Origin of the sequence: Actinomadura opuntiae, from assembly GCF_030283205.1 — a bacterium.
In the GTDB taxonomy this organism is placed as follows: Bacteria; Actinomycetota; Actinomycetes; order Streptosporangiales; family Streptosporangiaceae; genus Spirillospora.
In genome coordinates, this window is sequence record NZ_JASNWF010000011.1 from 203,184 (window position 1) to 217,176 (window position 13,993).

Here is a 13,993-nt window from a genome sequence, read left to right on the forward strand (position 1 = left end):
ATCTCACGGCCGGGACGCCGGCGCGGGTGGATCGGATATTGGATCCAATACTAGACTGCCCCGCATGACGACTTCAGCGCGGCCTCGGACCGTCACCCCCACCGCCCTGTTCGGCATCGACGGGCTCCTCGGCGACGAGGAGCGGGAGATCCGGGCGACCGTCCGCCGGTTCTGCGACGGCGAGCTGCGGCCGCACCTGCCCGAGTGGTTCGACAAGGGCGGGATCCCGGCGCGGGAGCTGGCCCGGCAGCTCGGGTCGCTGGGAGTGCTGGGCATGCACCTGGAGGGCTACGGGTGCGCGGGAATGGGCGCGGTCTCCTACGGCCTGGCGTGCCTGGAGCTGGAAGGCGCCGACTCGGGGCTGCGCAGCCTGGTATCGGTGCAGGGGTCGCTGGCGATGTTCGCGATCTGGAAGCACGGCAGCGAGGAGCAGAAGCAGCAGTGGCTGCCGGCGATGGCGCGCGGCGAGGCGATCGGCTGCTTCGGCCTGACCGAGCCCGACTTCGGCTCCGACCCGGCCGGGATGCGCACCCGCGCCCGCCGCGACGGCGCCGACTGGATCCTGTCGGGCACCAAGATGTGGATCACCAACGGGTCGGTCGCCGACGTCGCGGTCGTGTGGGCCCGCACCGACGACGGCGTCCGCGGGTTCCTGGTCCCCGCCGGCACGCCCGGCTTCCAGGCCCGCGACATCGAGCGCAAGCTGTCGCTGCGCGCCAGCGTCACCAGCGAGCTCGTCCTGGACGAGGTGCGGCTCCCCGACTCGGCGATGCTGCCGGAGGCGCGCGGGCTGTCCGGACCGCTGAGCTGCCTGAACGAGGCCCGCTTCGGGATCGTGTTCGGCGCGATCGGCGCCGCGCTGGACTGCCTGGAGACCACCATCGACTACGTCGGCCAGCGCCAGGTGTTCGACCGCCCTCTGGCGTCCTACCAGCTCACCCAGCAGAAGCTCGCCGACATGGCGCTGGAGGCCGGCAAGGGCCTGCTGCTGGCCGTCCACCTCGGCCGCCTCAAGGAGGCCGGCACCCTCACCCCCGAGCAGGTCAGCGTCGGCAAGCTCAACAACGTCCGCGAGGCCATCGACATCGCCCGCACCTGCCGCACCCTGCTGGGTGCCAACGGCATCACGCTCGAATACCCCGTCATCCGGCACGCGGCCAACCTGGAATCCGTGCTGACCTACGAGGGCACCTCCGAGGTCCACTCCCTGGTCATCGGCCGCGCCCTCACCGGCGAGTCCGCCTTCCAGTAAGGGTCAGTGGGCGGCGGCCGCCCAGTCCGGTCCCGCGCCGATCGCCACGTCCAGCCCGACGCTGAGCGGGTAGGCGCCGGTCATCTCGGTCCGGACGAGATCGCGGACGGCGTCGTGCTCCCCCGGCGCCACCTCCACCACGACCTCGTCATGGACCTGGAGGAGCAGCCGGCTGCGCGCCCCGGCGGCGGCGAGCGCCGCGTCCACCCGCAGCATCGCGATCTTGACGATGTCGGCGGCGGAGCCCTGCACCGGGGCGTTCAGCGCCATCCGCTCGGCGGTCTCGCGCCGCTGCCTGTTGTCGCTGGTCAGGTGCGGCAGGTAGCGGCGGCGGCCGAGGAGCGTGCGGGTGTAGCCGGTGACGCGGGCCTCCGCGACGACCTCCTCCAGGTAGTCGCGGACGCCGCCGAGCCGCGCGAAGTAGGCGTCCATCAGCGGGCGCGCCTCCGCCATCGCGATGCCGAGCTGCTTGGCCAGCCCGAACGCCGACAGCCCGTAGGCCAGCCCGTACGACATCGCCTTGATCTTGCGGCGCATGTCCGGGGTCACCGCCTCGGGCGCGACCTGGAAGACCCGCGCGGCCATCGTGCCGTGCAGGTCCTCGCCGGACGCGAACGCCGCGAGCAGCGTCGGGTCCTGGGACAGGTGCGCCATGACGCGCAGCTCGAGCTGGCCGTAGTCGGCGGTCAGCAGCGCGTCGAAGCCGTCGCCGGGCCGGAACGCCCGCCGGATCCGCCGTCCCTCCTCGGTGCGGACCGGGATGACCTGGAGGTTCGGTTCGGTGGAGGTGAGCCGGCCGGTGGCCGCGACGGTCTGCTGGAAGGTGGTGTGCACGCGGCCGTCCGCGCCGATCTCCCGGATGAGCCCGGCGACCGTCGCGCGCAGCCGGGCCAGGTCGCGGTGGCGCAGCAGGACCTGCGGGAGGCCGTTGTCGGTCTGGGTCGCGAGCCAGGTCAGCGCGTCCAGGTCGGTGGAGTACCCCGACTTGATCTTCTTGGTCTTCGGCAGCCCCAGCTCGCCGAACAGCACCTCCTGGAGCTGCTTGGTGGAGCCGGGGTTGAAGCGGCGTCCGGCGATCTCGGCGGCGTCGTCGGCGGCGCGCTCCATGCCGTCGGCGAAGTGCTGCTCCAGCTCGCGCAGGAGCCCGGCGTCGACGGCGACGCCCGCCCGTTCGGCGCGGGCGAGCAGGCCCGACAGCGGCAGCTCGACGTCGCGCAGCAGCTCGTCCATCCCGGTGGACGCCAGGTCGGGGGCGAGCCTGTCCGCCAGCTCCAGGACGGCGCCGGCCTGCAGCATCAGCGCGTCGGGACCGTCCGAGGGCGGGCGGCGGCCGAGATAGCGGGCGGCGACGTCGGCGACGCCGTACGCGGCGAGGCCGGGCAGCAGGAGGTAGGCGGCCATCGCGGTGTCCGTGGTGACGCCGCCGAGCCGCCAGCCGCGCTCGGGCAGGACCCGCGACAGCGCCTTGACGTCGTGCACCGCCTTGGGACGGCCGGGGTCGGCGAGCCACCCGGCGAACGCGCGCTCGTCGCCCGCGGTGAGGGCGGACGGCTCGAACGCGGCGGCGAACCCGTCGGGCGCGGCGAGCGCGATCCGCGCGATGTCGCCGGCCCCGCGGACCCAGGTGCAGTCGGCGGCGAGCCCGACCGGCCCGGTCGCCCTGGCGGCGAGCCACGGCGCCAGCTCGTCCGGGCCGAGCTCGTGGCCGCGCAGCACGGGCCCGGTCGGCTCCGGCGGGCGGCCCCCGCCCGGGTCGGCGGCGAACAGCCGCTGCCGCAGGCTCGCGTTGCGGAACTCCAGGTCGTCCAGGAGCGCGGTGAAGGCGGCGATGTCGTAGGGCCGCCGCCGCAGGTCACCGACGTCCACGGGAAGGTCGACGTCGCGGACCAGCTCGGTGAGGCGCCGGTTCAGCCGGACGCCGTCGAGCGCGGCGCGCAGCCGCTCCCCCGCCTTGCCCTTCACCTCGCCGGACCGCTCCAGCAGCGCGGCGAGGGACCCGTACTCGCGGATCCACTTGGCGGCGGTCTTCTCCCCGATGCCGGGAATGCCCGGCAGGTTGTCGGACGGGTCGCCGCGCAGCGCCGCGAAGTCGGGGTACTGCGCGGGCGTCAGGCCGTACTTCGCCTCGACCGCCTCCGGCGTGTAGCGGATCATCTCCGACGCCGTCCGGTAGAAGTACAGGACCGTGACGTCGTCGCTGACGAGCTGGAGCGCGTCGCGGTCGCCGGTGACGACCAGGACCGCGAGGCCGTCGGCCGCGGCCCGGGTGGCGAGCGTCGCGATGACGTCGTCGGCCTCGTAGCCGGGAGCCCGCAGCACGGGCACGTTCATCGCGGCCAGCAGGTCGTCGAGGACGGCGAGCTGGCTCCCGAACTCCTCGGGCGAGCGCGCCCGCGTCGCCTTGTAGTCGGGGAACGCCTCGGTGCGGAACGTGCGGCGCCCGACGTCGAACGCGACCGCCAGATGCGTGGGCCGCTCGTCGCGCAACGCGTTGGCCAGCATGTTCGCGAACCCGTAGACGGCGTTGGTGGGCTGGCCCGCCGTGGTGGCGAAGTTCTCGACCGGCAGGGCGTAGAACGCCCGGTAGGCCAGCGAGTGGCCGTCCAGGAGCAGCAGGCGGGGCCGGTCGGTCATGGTCTCATCCTCGCAGCCGCGGGTAGTGGGCACGCGGAGGCACCTGCCGTTGGAGGGGGACATGACGGAGATCAATGTGGGGCGCGTCGGCATCTGGCGCTCCTGGAGCGGCCTGAGTCCGGAACTGGCCAGGGAGGTGGAGCGGCTCGGCTACGGGACGATCTGGATCGGCGGCTCGCCGTCCGGCGACCTCGACATCGCCGAGCGGCTGCTGGCGGCGACCGACCAGATCACGGTCGCGACCGGCATCGTGAACATGTGGGCGACGCCGGCGGAGGAGGCCGCCGCGTCCTACCACCGGCTGAACTCCGCGCACGGCGGCCGGTTCCTGCTCGGCGTGGGCATCGGCCACCGCGAGGCGACGCAGGAGTACCGCAAGCCGTTCGAGAAGATCGTCGACTACCTCGACCGGCTGGACGCCCAGGAGGTCCCGGTCTCGGGACGGGTGCTGGCGGCGCTCGGGCCGAAGGTGCTGCGGCTGTCGGCCGAGCGGGCGGCCGGGGCGCACCCGTACCTGACCACCCCGGAGCACACCCGCCGGGCCCGTGCCGAGCTGGGCGAATGGCCGCTGCTCGCGCCGGAGCAGAAGGTCATCGTCGACACCGACGCCGACCGCGCCCGCGCGCTGGCCAGGGAGAACCTGTCCAGCACCTACCTGAAGATGCGCAACTACGTCGCCAACCTCGAGCGGCTCGGGTTCACCGGCGCGGACTTCGCCGGCGAGGGCAGCGACGCGCTCATCGACGCGCTGGTCGCGCACGGCGGCCCGGCGGCCGCGGCGGCCAGGGTGACCGAGCATCTCGACGCGGGCGCCGACCATGTCGCGGTCCAGGTCCTGACCGGCTCCGGTCAGGACCCGCTGCCCGCCCTGCGGGCCGTCGCGGAGGCACTGAACCTGGGCTGAGCACCGGAAACGGAGGGACCTTCCGCGGGGTCTCGCGGGCGGCGTCAGGGCGCGGAATGATCATGTCCGCACGATGCGCGCCCGCCGTCACGTTCCACCCGAGCGCCGCAGGAGGCGTTGGCCGTGAACGCCGAATCCGAGGCCGCCGGGCTCCGGCCGCTGACCGCCGCGGGCGCCGGCCAGATGGAGCGGGTCGCGCGGCACCTGGTCGCGGTCGCCCTCGGCGAAACCGGTGCGGCGGCGGGCGGGGGGTTCGCCGACACCATCGGGGTGTACCTGGTCGAGCAGCTGATCGTCGGGGACGAGCTGCCCCGCCCGCCCGACGTCCGGGCCGTGGAGGCGCCGAACGCACGACGAGAGGGGACCCGTTGAACGAGCCGGACTGGGCCGGCGGCATCGACCCGAACCAGGCCAGCGTCGCCCGCGTCTACGACTACCTGCTGGGCGGCGCGCACAGCTTCACCGCCGACCGCGACATCGCCCGGACGCTGGAGGCCATCGAGCCGACGTTGCGCACCGCCGAGGAGATCGGCGCGTTCTTCACCGGCTTCGACCTGCTCGATCCCGGCTTGGTGCACGGCCCGCTGTGGCGTCCCGACTCGCCCGAGGACGTGCCGGACGATCCGTCGCAGTTCTGGTTCCTGGTCGGTGCAGGCCGCAAGCCCTGACCCCGCTCTTTCGTTGACTTGCGGCGAGTCGTCGTTATGAGGCGTCCCATAACAACGACTCGCCGCATCTCAACGTGGGGTCAGCGGGTGAGGTAGGGGCCGACTCGGGTCGGGGCGGCCGGCTTGGCGAGCGCGTGCTTGCGCGCGAGCTCGTTGCCGTTGACGGTGAGCGTGCTGTGCGCGAACTGCTCGGTGACCGCCGCGGTCGCGTCGATCATCTGGTCGAAGCCCTGCAGGTTCACGTTGTCGTACCGGTCGCAGGCGGAGTGGTAGCACGGGTCGTAGGCGAGGCCGGCGGTGCCGCCGTACACCTTCGCCTGCTCCGGGGTCTTGATCTTCTCGGCGCCGGTGAAGATGCCGCCCGCCGGGATGCCGGCGGTGATGAAGGCGTTGTAGTCGGACCGGCCGTCGAACGCGGTCGGGTCGGTGGCGAGGCGGCGTCCGGCGAAGTAGCCGGTGAACGCCTTCTCGATCGCGCCGGTGCCGGGCGGGGTGTCGACGTTGTTGCCGCCCTCGCTGTTGTCGCCGTCGTAGACGAACCGGACGTAGTTCGGCGAGGCGAGCATGTCGAAGTCGAGCATCAGCGCGACCTTGTCGCGCTCGGCCTGCGGCAGGTGGTCGACGTAGTACTGGGACCCGAGCAGGCCCTCCTCCTCGGCGCCCCAGAACGCGAACCGCACCTGGTTGCGGACCTTGCCGCCGAGCTTGTGGATCTGCTTGGCCATCTCCAGCAGCGTCGCGGTGCCGGAGCCGTCGTCGTTGATGCCGGGACCGGCGACGACGCTGTCGTTGTGCGCGCCGACCACCACGACGTTGTCGGCGCGGCCGCGCGGGGTGTCGGCGATGACGTTGGCCGCCTCGCGCTTCTGATTGGTGGTGTCGGTCTTGACGTGCAGCGTCACGCCGCCGTTCTGCGCCTGCTTGACGAGGTCGGTGCCGACCGCGTTCGTCGGGCCGACGACCGGGATGGAGTACGGCGTGGTGAGCGTGCCCGCCACCGGCCCGGGCTGGTCGGGCAGCTGGTAGATGACGACGGCGCTCGCGCCGGCGGCGATGGCGTTGTCGGCCTTGACGGAGAAGAAGCAGCCGCCGCGCTGGATCAGCGCGATGTTCCCCTTCGGGAACCCGGCGAAGTCGCCGGCCTCGCATCCGCTGCCGGTTCCGGACGCGCCCGGGTCGACGGCCGTCGCGGCGGCGGTGACGTCGCCGGAGCCGGAGTACTGCAGGGTCGCGAAGTCGGTGGCGGGGGTGTACGTCTTCGGCGTCGGCGCGGTCTCGGCGAACGTCGCCGGCGCGTTCTCCTGCCAGAAGTCGAACGTGAATTTCTGGACCGTCGGCTGGTAGCCGGCGCGCTTGAGCTGGTCGGCGACGTACTTGATGGTGATCTTGTTGCCGTCCAGGCCGGCGGCCCGGTTGCCGCCGTTGGCGTCCGCGATCTTCTGCAGGTCGAGCTGGTGGTGGCGGACGGCCTTGAGGGTGACGAGCGCGGCCAGCCGGGACCGGTCCGGTGCGGCGGCCTGGGCGTCCGTCGCGGCCACGGCGGTGGCGGCGAGCGAGAGGCCGAGGAGGGAGGCGAGCGCGGCTCTGCGCATGACCGTGTCTCCGTTGCGTGGGGGACAAATCGCACGAATCGTGACATGTGGGCTTACTGTCGACAAGATCTGGAGTCGCCAATCAGCGGGCGTTAGCCGGAAGCGGCCAGGGCGCCCGCACGCCGTTCGGACGCGGCCCCGGCACGACCTGACGGACACCATTTCCCGAAGTTGTCAACCCCGGCATTCCACGGATATCCGGCACCTACCGATTGACTTCCCTGGTCAGCGACAAATCCGACTCAGTATGCTTCGTGACCTTTGCAGCTCGGCGACGGAGCGAGCTCGGACCTCGACGAAGGAAGTGAACCGGTGACGCGACCCGACCAGGCGCCCGCGCCGCCGCGGCGTCCGCGCACCCGGACCGGGCCGCGCACCCGCAGCATCAGGCGCCGGATCGCATTGCTGCTGGCCGTCCCGCTCGCCTCGCTGCTGGTCCTGTGGGCCATCCCGACCGGGGTCTCGCTGAACAGCGCCCTCCAGCGGTACGACTTCTCGACCGTCTACGACAAGGTGGGCCTGCCGGCCACGACGGTCATCGAGGCGATCCAGCAGGAGCGCTCGGCGGCGGTCGTGTCGCTGGCGGCGCGCACCGCCGCGGCGGAGAAGAAGTACGAGGCGCAGGCCGCCCGCACGGACGCGATCGTGGCGGCGTTCCGCAAGTCGGCCTTCTCCTCGGCGGCCAAGGACGCGATGAGCGACACCGTGCTCCAGCGCACCCGGGTGCTCAGCGGCGCGTTCGACGACCTCGGGTCGCTGCGCGCCCAGGTCCGCATCGGCAGCCCGCCGCTGCGGATCATCAACGGGTACAGCAAGATCTCCGACAGCACGATCCGGGTGCTCACGACGCTGGTCAGCGTCAACGCCGTCTCGGTCTACCAGCAGACCAACGCGCTGCTGGACATGTACTGGGCGCGCGAGTTCATGCTGCGCGAGGCCGACCTGGTCGCGGGGCTGCGGCACGGCCGGATGACCACCGACGACCGCGCCGCGTTCACCGGCTGGGCGAGCAACCGCGACCAGTTCTTCGAGCTCGGCCGCGCGTCGGCGAGCGGCGGCATCGCCAAGATCATGGCCGACCTGGTGAACTCGCAGGCCTACACCGACTACGCCGTGCTGGAGAACGACATCGTCGGCAACGGCGCGGCCCCGGACCAGCGCGAGTGGCGCGCCGCCGTCGCGGCGGTGTCGCCGGTCTGGCTGCAGGCGGCCGCGAAGGCCGGCGACGAGGTGAACCGCAAGGACGTGGAGCCCGCCGGCCGGCGGATCATGCTCGCCTTCTACCTGATCGGCGGGCTCGGCCTGCTCGCCGTGGTGGTGTCGGTGGTGCTGTCGCTGCTGTTCGCGCGGCGGATCACCTTCGAGCTGCGGCAGCTGCAGCGCAGCGCGCAGGAGCTGGCGCACGAGCGGCTGCCGCGGCTGGTGGCGCGGCTGCGGCGCGGCGAGAAGGTCGACGTCGACGCCGAGGCGCCGCATCCGCAGGTCGGCGGCACGCGGGAGATCGCGCTGGTCGGCGAGGCGTTCGGCGCCGTCCGGCGGACGGCGGTGAGCACCGCGGTCGGCGAGGCCGAGCTGCGGGCCAGCATCAACCGGGTGTTCGTGAACCTGTCGTGGCGCAGCCAGTCGCTGCTGCACCGGCAGCTGCGGCTGCTGGACCAGATGGAGCGCCGCGCCGCCAGCCCCGAGGAGCTGGACGACCTGTTCCGGCTGGACCACCTCACCACCCGCATGCGCCGACACGCCGAGGGCCTGGTCATCCTGTCCGGCTCGCCGACCGTCCGCGCCTGGGACCACCCGGTCTCCGCCGAGGACGTCATCCGCGCGGCGATCGCCGAGGTCGAGGACTACACCCGGGTGGAGGTGACCGGCGCGTCGTCGGCGGCGGTGACCGGCGGGGTGGTCGCCGACGTGATCCACCTGCTCGCCGAGCTGATCGAGAACGCCGCCTCGTTCTCCCCGCCGACCACCGAGGTCACCGTCAAGCTCGAGACGGTCGCCAACGGGCTGGCCGTCGAGGTGGTCGACCGCGGCGTCGGGCTCTCCCCGCAGGAGCGCGACGAGCTGAACCGGCGGCTGGCCAGCACCGTGGAGTTCGACCTGGTCGACACCGAGCGGCTCGGGCTGTTCGTCGTCGCGCGGCTCGCCGCCAAGCACGGCATCGGCGTGTCGCTGCAGCCCTCGCCGTACGGCGGCACGACCGCGATCGTGCTGGTCCCGCACTCGCTGGTGGTGCTGGACGAGTCCCGGGAGCTGCTGGGCGGCGACGAGGTCCCGCTGGTCGGGCACCCCGTCGGGTCGGCCGCGCCGGTGCCGCGCGGGCTGGCGCGTCCGGTGCGTCCCGCGCTGCCCGGCCCGGCGTACGCGCCGGAGCCCCCGCCGCCCGCGGGACCACCGCCCGCCGGGCCGCCCGCACCGGCCGTGCCGGCCGGGGGTGGCCGGACCCGGCCGCCCGCCGAGGACCCGGCGGAGGGCGAGTCGAGCGAGGTGACGGGCCGGCTCCCCCGGCGGGTGCGGCAGCGCAACATGGCGCCGCAGCTGCTCGCGCGGCCCGCGCCGGAGCCCGCGGGCGCCGTCCCGGAGCGGGGCGGCGCGCCGGCCGAGGACGACGAGGAGCCGAGCCCGGAGGTCAGCCGGGACCTGATGGCGTCGCTACAGTCGGGATGGCTTCGGGGCAGGGACGACGACGATCCGGACGATCGCGACCCACGCGATGAATGGGGGCAGGCATGACGCAGCAGGGCCACGCCACGGGAGAGCTGGACTGGCTGCTCGACGATCTGGTGAACCGGGTCGGGGAGGTGCACCAGGCGGTGCTCCTGTCGCGGGACGGGCTGGTGATGGGCGCCTCCGGCGGGGTCACCCGCAAGGACGCCGAGTTCCTGGCGGCGCTGTCGTCGGGCTTCCACAGCCTGGCCAACGGCGCCCGCGAGCACTTCCGGGCCAAACAGGTCCGGCAGACCGTCGTCGAGCTGGACGGGCTCCTGTTCTTCGTCATGCCGGCCGGCAACGGCAGCTGCCTGGCGGTGCTGAGCGACGCGGGCGGCAACGCCGGGCTGGTCGCCTACGAGACGACGATGCTGATCAAACGGGTGCGGCGCCAGCTCGGCACGGCGCCGCGGGCGGAGGCCGCGGACCCCTCGCAGGCCGGCGCCCCGGGCTGAGCCGGCCGTGGAGACCCCGAGAGAGCGCTGGGTCGGCGCGGACGCCGGCCCGATCGTGCGGCCGTACGCGGTGACCCGGGGGCGCACCCGCCCCCGGGGGCTGGTCGCCGACCTGGTCACGCTGCTGGTCGCGACGGGCCGCACGCCCGGCGAGCGGGTGTGGCTGTCGCGCGAGCAGCGGCGGCTGCTGGAGCTGTGCCGCAACCCCTCCACCCCGGCCGACCTGGCCTCCGACACCGACCTGCCGCTGCGGGTCGTGCAGGTCCTGCTGGCGGACCTGCACCACTACGGCCTGATCGAAGAACTCCCCCAGGGCGGGCCGGCCGGGCACAGCACCGGTCGTCCCGACCCGAAGATCCTGATGAGAGTGCTCGATGAACTCCGCCGCCTATGACCCCACCGCGCCCGAGGACCTCCCCGCGCACACCCTGAAGATCCTGGTCGCCGGCGGCTTCGGCGTCGGCAAGACCACCCTGGTCGGCGCGGTCAGCGAGATCCGCCCGCTGCGCACCGAGGAGACCCTCACCGACGCCTCCGTCGGGGTGGACGACCTCGGCGGCCTCGAGCGCAAGACCACCACGACCGTCGCGATGGACTTCGGCCGGCTGACCTTCGGCGGCGGCGTCCGGCTGTACCTGTTCGGCACCCCCGGGCAGGAGCGGTTCTGGTTCATGTGGGACCAGATCGCCTACGGCGCCGTCGGCGCGATCGTGCTGGTCGACACCCGGCGGCTGCCGACCAGCTTCGCCTCCATCGACTTCTTCGAGAACCGGGGGATCCCGTTCGTCGTCGCCGCGAACGTCTTCGACGGCGCCCGCCGCTACACCGCCGAGCAGATCGCCGAGGCCCTGGACCTCGACCCGGACGTCCCGGTCGTGCTGTGCGACGTCCGGCACTACGACTCGGCCAAGAACGTCCTGATCCGGATGGTCGAGCACGCCCTGCAGTCGACGGCGTGACCCGCCTCAGGCGGCCATGCGGGCGACGATGAGGGCCGCGAGCGCGGCGTAGGCGGCGGAGTCGTCCAGGCCGGTCTGCGCCTTGATCTCGCCGCGGTGGATCGACTCCATCACCTGGCCCGCGACGGCGCCGACGAACTCCGCGTCGGCGCCCGGTGCGGCCTCGCGGACGAGCGCCTGCACGCGCCGCGCCGCGATGAGGGTGTTGCGCTTGTAGATCTCGCGGGCCGGGGGGAAGGCGTCCAGGTCGGCGAAGAAGGCGGGCGAGGCGGGCGCCAGCTCTGCGGAGATGGCGCGCAGGTAGGCGCCGACCCGCTCGCGGGGCCCGGCGCTCGCGTCGACGACCGCCTCGACCCGCTCGGTCGCGCGGCGGAAGAACGCGCGGACCACCGTCACGATGATCTGCTCGCGGCTGGCCGCGACGGCGTACAGGGTGCTCTTGGAGCAGCGCAGGACGGCGGCGAGCTCGGCGACGCTCAGCCCGGCGAACCCGCGGTCGAGGAACACCTCGATGAGCCGCTCGACCAGTTCCGCGCGGCGCCGCTCGGCGCGGGTCTCCGTCATCCCGCGACAGTACCAAAAGGGGTTCTCTGGTACTGGTTCTGGTACCGTTCAGATGGCGAAAGGAGTCGCGCATGCCCGCCACCCGGCACCTGCCCACGTCCGAGTCCGAGGACCTGCTCGCACTCGCCCGCGAGATCGCCGCCAAGGAGCTGGCGCCCCGCGTCGCGGACGCCGAGCGCACCGGCACCTTCCCCCGCGACGTCTTCACCACGCTCGGCCGGGCGGGCCTGCTGACGCTCCCCTACCCCGAGGAGTTCGGCGGCGGCGACCAGCCGTACGAGATCTACCTGCAGGTCCTGGAGGAGATCGGCGCGGTGTGGGCCAGCGTCGGCGTCGGCGTCAGCGTGCACGCGCTGTCCTGCTTCCCGCTGTTCGCCTTCGGCTCCGACGAGCAGCGCGTCCGCCGGCTGCCCGGCATGCTGTCGGGCGAGCGGCTCGGCGCGTACTGCCTGTCGGAGGCCCACGCGGGCTCCGATCCGGCCGCGATGCGCACCAAGGCCGTCCGGGACGGCGACTCCTACGTCCTCAACGGCGCCAAGGCGTGGACGACCCACGGCGGCAAGGCCGACTTCTACACCGTCATGGCCCGCACGTCCGACGAGGGACCGCGCGGCATCTCCTGCTTCCACGTCCCGGCGGACACCCCCGGCCTGGAGTTCGACCGGCCCGAGGACAAGATGGGCCTGATGGGCTCCACCACCGCGACCGTCCGCCTCGTGGACGCGCGGATCCCGGCCGACCACCTCATCGGCCGCGAGGGCCAGGGCCTGTCGATCGCGCTCGCCGGCCTGGACGCGGGCCGGCTGGGCATCGCCGCCGTCGCCACCGGCCTCGCCCAGGGCGCCCTCGACCACGCCGTCGCCTACGCCAAGGAGCGCGAGGCGTTCGGCAAGGCGATCATCGACCACCAGGGACTGGCGTTCGTCCTGGCCGACATGGCCGCCGCCGTCGAGTCGGCCCGCGCCACCTACCTGTCGGCCGCCCGGCTGAAGGACGCCGGCCGCCCCTACGGCCGCGAGGCGTCCGTCGCCAAGCTGATCGCGACCGACAACGCGATGAAGGTGACGACCGACGCCGTCCAGGTCCTCGGCGGCGCCGGCTACACCCGCGACTTCCCGGTGGAGCGCTTCATGCGCGAGGCCAAGGTCATGCAGATCTTCGAGGGCACCAACCAGATCCAGCGCCTCGTCATCTCCCGCCACCTCGCCCGCTGACCCACCCCGCTCTCGACGCCGATGCTCTCGCCCACCAGCGGCGCTTCGGGACGAAAGGCCCGCAGCAGCGCAGGCGTCCCGCCGTACCGGGGAACCGCGCACAACCCCTGCGCTCGACGATGCGCTCGGCGGCCTCCACGATCCCCGCCTTGACGCCCTCCTCGCCCCAAGCGTTCAGGGGACGGGCGGCGCCTCATCGGCCGGCGCCCGTTCTTCGCGTGCGGGGCAGAATGGCGGTGTGGCACGTGATTCCGTCCTGACCAGGGCGGTTCGGATCTTCGACGCGTTCGATCCCGACCATCCGGCGCTGTCGGTGTCGGAGATCGCGCGGCGCACCGGCCTGCACGTGGCGACGGCGTCGCGGCTGGTCGACGAGCTGGTGCGGCACGGGCTGCTGGCGCGGGACGAGCGGCGCCGCGTCCGGGTCGGCATCCGCATGTGGGAGCTGGCGTCGCGGGCGGCGCCGACGCTCGGGCTGCGCGAGGCCGCGATGCCGTTCATGGAGGACCTGCACGCGGTGATCGGCCACCACACCCAACTCGGGGTGCTGGACGGCCGCGAGGTGCTGTTCGTCGAGCGGCTGTCGATGCCGAACGCGGTGATCAACCTGACCCGGATCGCGGGACGGCTGCCGCTGCACGCCTCGTCCAGCGGCCTGGTCCTGCTCGCGCACGCACCCGCCGACCTGCGTGAGGACGTGCTGGCCGGGGAGCTCGTCGCCTTCACGCCGAGCACGGTGGTCGATCCCCGCCGGCTGCGCGCGCTGCTCGCCGACGTGCGCCGCAGCGGCGTCGCGCTGTGCCCCGGCTACATCGACGAGCGCGCGACCGGCATCGCCGTGCCGATCCGGGGACCGGACGGCAAGGTGATCGCCTCGCTGTCGGTCGTGGTCCCGAACGACGGCAATGCGCGGGCGCAGGTCCCCGCACTCAAGGCCGCCGCGCGGGGCATCTCGCGCGCGGTGGGCACCGACATGGTGTGAGCGGAGGCACATTCGTCTCTCATCCAATGAGAAAGCCATGGCCCGAGGCCGTGCCCGGAAGCG

The 13,993-nt window shown here is 73.2% G+C and carries 13 protein-coding genes; 10 read left to right on the forward strand and 3 right to left on the reverse strand.

The annotated features are described in order from the left end of the window. Positions 1-64 precede the first annotated feature (64 nt). Positions 65-1,252: an acyl-CoA dehydrogenase family protein gene (locus tag QP089_RS24635; protein ID WP_285914306.1), complete on the forward strand. Its 1,188-nt coding sequence runs from the start codon at positions 65-67 to the stop codon at positions 1,250-1,252. Positions 1,253-1,255: 3 nt separating this feature from the next. Here QP089_RS24635 and polA read toward each other — a convergent pair whose 3' ends face one another. Beyond that, positions 1,256-3,886 (reverse strand): DNA polymerase I, encoded by a 2,631-nt coding sequence (gene polA / locus QP089_RS24640; protein WP_285914307.1) that lies wholly within the window; start codon positions 3,884-3,886, stop codon positions 1,256-1,258. A gap of 61 nt (positions 3,887-3,947) precedes the next feature. On the opposite strand from polA, the gene QP089_RS24645 reads away from it, so the two are divergent. From QP089_RS24645 to QP089_RS24655, 3 genes are all read left to right on the forward strand, one after another. After that, complete coding sequence (locus QP089_RS24645; protein WP_285914309.1) at positions 3,948-4,790, forward strand: LLM class F420-dependent oxidoreductase; 843 nt, start codon at positions 3,948-3,950, stop codon at positions 4,788-4,790. Between the two features lie 123 nt (positions 4,791-4,913). Further along, positions 4,914-5,162, forward strand: a complete 249-nt coding sequence (locus QP089_RS24650) for a hypothetical protein (RefSeq protein WP_285914310.1) — start codon at positions 4,914-4,916, stop codon at positions 5,160-5,162. Next, positions 5,159-5,458, forward strand: a complete 300-nt coding sequence (locus QP089_RS24655; protein ID WP_285914311.1) for an SAM-dependent methyltransferase — start codon at positions 5,159-5,161, stop codon at positions 5,456-5,458. The genes QP089_RS24650 and QP089_RS24655 overlap by 4 nt, the downstream gene beginning before the upstream one ends. Before the next feature lie 80 nt (positions 5,459-5,538). Here the strand turns inward: QP089_RS24655 and QP089_RS24660 are convergent, their stop codons facing one another. Then, the gene (locus tag QP089_RS24660) at positions 5,539-7,050 is read right to left on the reverse strand and encodes a M20/M25/M40 family metallo-hydrolase (RefSeq protein ID WP_285914312.1); all 1,512 of its coding nucleotides are present in this window, start codon (positions 7,048-7,050) and stop codon (positions 5,539-5,541) included. Between the two features lie 312 nt (positions 7,051-7,362). Between QP089_RS24660 and QP089_RS24665 the strand changes: the two genes are divergently transcribed. Genes QP089_RS24665 through QP089_RS24680 form a run of 4 tightly spaced genes read left to right on the forward strand, consistent with a single transcriptional unit; the run spans position 7,363 to position 11,170 of the window. Beyond that, on the forward strand, positions 7,363-9,780 hold the full coding sequence (locus QP089_RS24665; protein WP_285914313.1) for a sensor histidine kinase: 2,418 nt from the start codon (positions 7,363-7,365) through the stop codon (positions 9,778-9,780). Further along, entirely contained in the window at positions 9,777-10,211 is a 435-nt protein-coding gene (locus tag QP089_RS24670) for a roadblock/LC7 domain-containing protein (protein WP_285914315.1), read from the forward strand. The genes QP089_RS24665 and QP089_RS24670 overlap by 4 nt, the downstream gene beginning before the upstream one ends. Positions 10,212-10,218: 7 nt before the next feature. Then, on the forward strand, positions 10,219-10,605 hold the full coding sequence (locus tag QP089_RS24675) for a DUF742 domain-containing protein (RefSeq protein ID WP_285914317.1): 387 nt from the start codon (positions 10,219-10,221) through the stop codon (positions 10,603-10,605). Further along, positions 10,586-11,170, forward strand: a complete 585-nt coding sequence (locus QP089_RS24680; protein WP_285914319.1) for a GTP-binding protein — start codon at positions 10,586-10,588, stop codon at positions 11,168-11,170. Before QP089_RS24675 ends, QP089_RS24680 begins: the two co-directional genes overlap by 20 nt. Before the next feature lie 6 nt (positions 11,171-11,176). Here the strand turns inward: QP089_RS24680 and QP089_RS24685 are convergent, their stop codons facing one another. Next, positions 11,177-11,734, reverse strand: coding sequence for a TetR/AcrR family transcriptional regulator (locus tag QP089_RS24685; protein ID WP_285914321.1), 558 nt, complete (start codon positions 11,732-11,734; stop codon positions 11,177-11,179). Between the two features lie 71 nt (positions 11,735-11,805). Between QP089_RS24685 and QP089_RS24690 the strand changes: the two genes are divergently transcribed. Together QP089_RS24690 and QP089_RS24695 are read left to right on the forward strand one after the other, a co-directional pair. Further along, positions 11,806-12,948 carry an acyl-CoA dehydrogenase family protein gene (locus QP089_RS24690; RefSeq protein WP_285914322.1) on the forward strand — a complete coding sequence of 381 codons (1,143 nt, stop codon included), beginning with the start codon at positions 11,806-11,808 and terminating at the stop codon, positions 12,946-12,948. A 238-nt stretch (positions 12,949-13,186) separates the two neighbouring features. Next, positions 13,187-13,930: an IclR family transcriptional regulator gene (locus tag QP089_RS24695; RefSeq protein ID WP_285914323.1), complete on the forward strand. Its 744-nt coding sequence runs from the start codon at positions 13,187-13,189 to the stop codon at positions 13,928-13,930. The last annotated feature ends 63 nt before the right edge of the window (positions 13,931-13,993 follow it).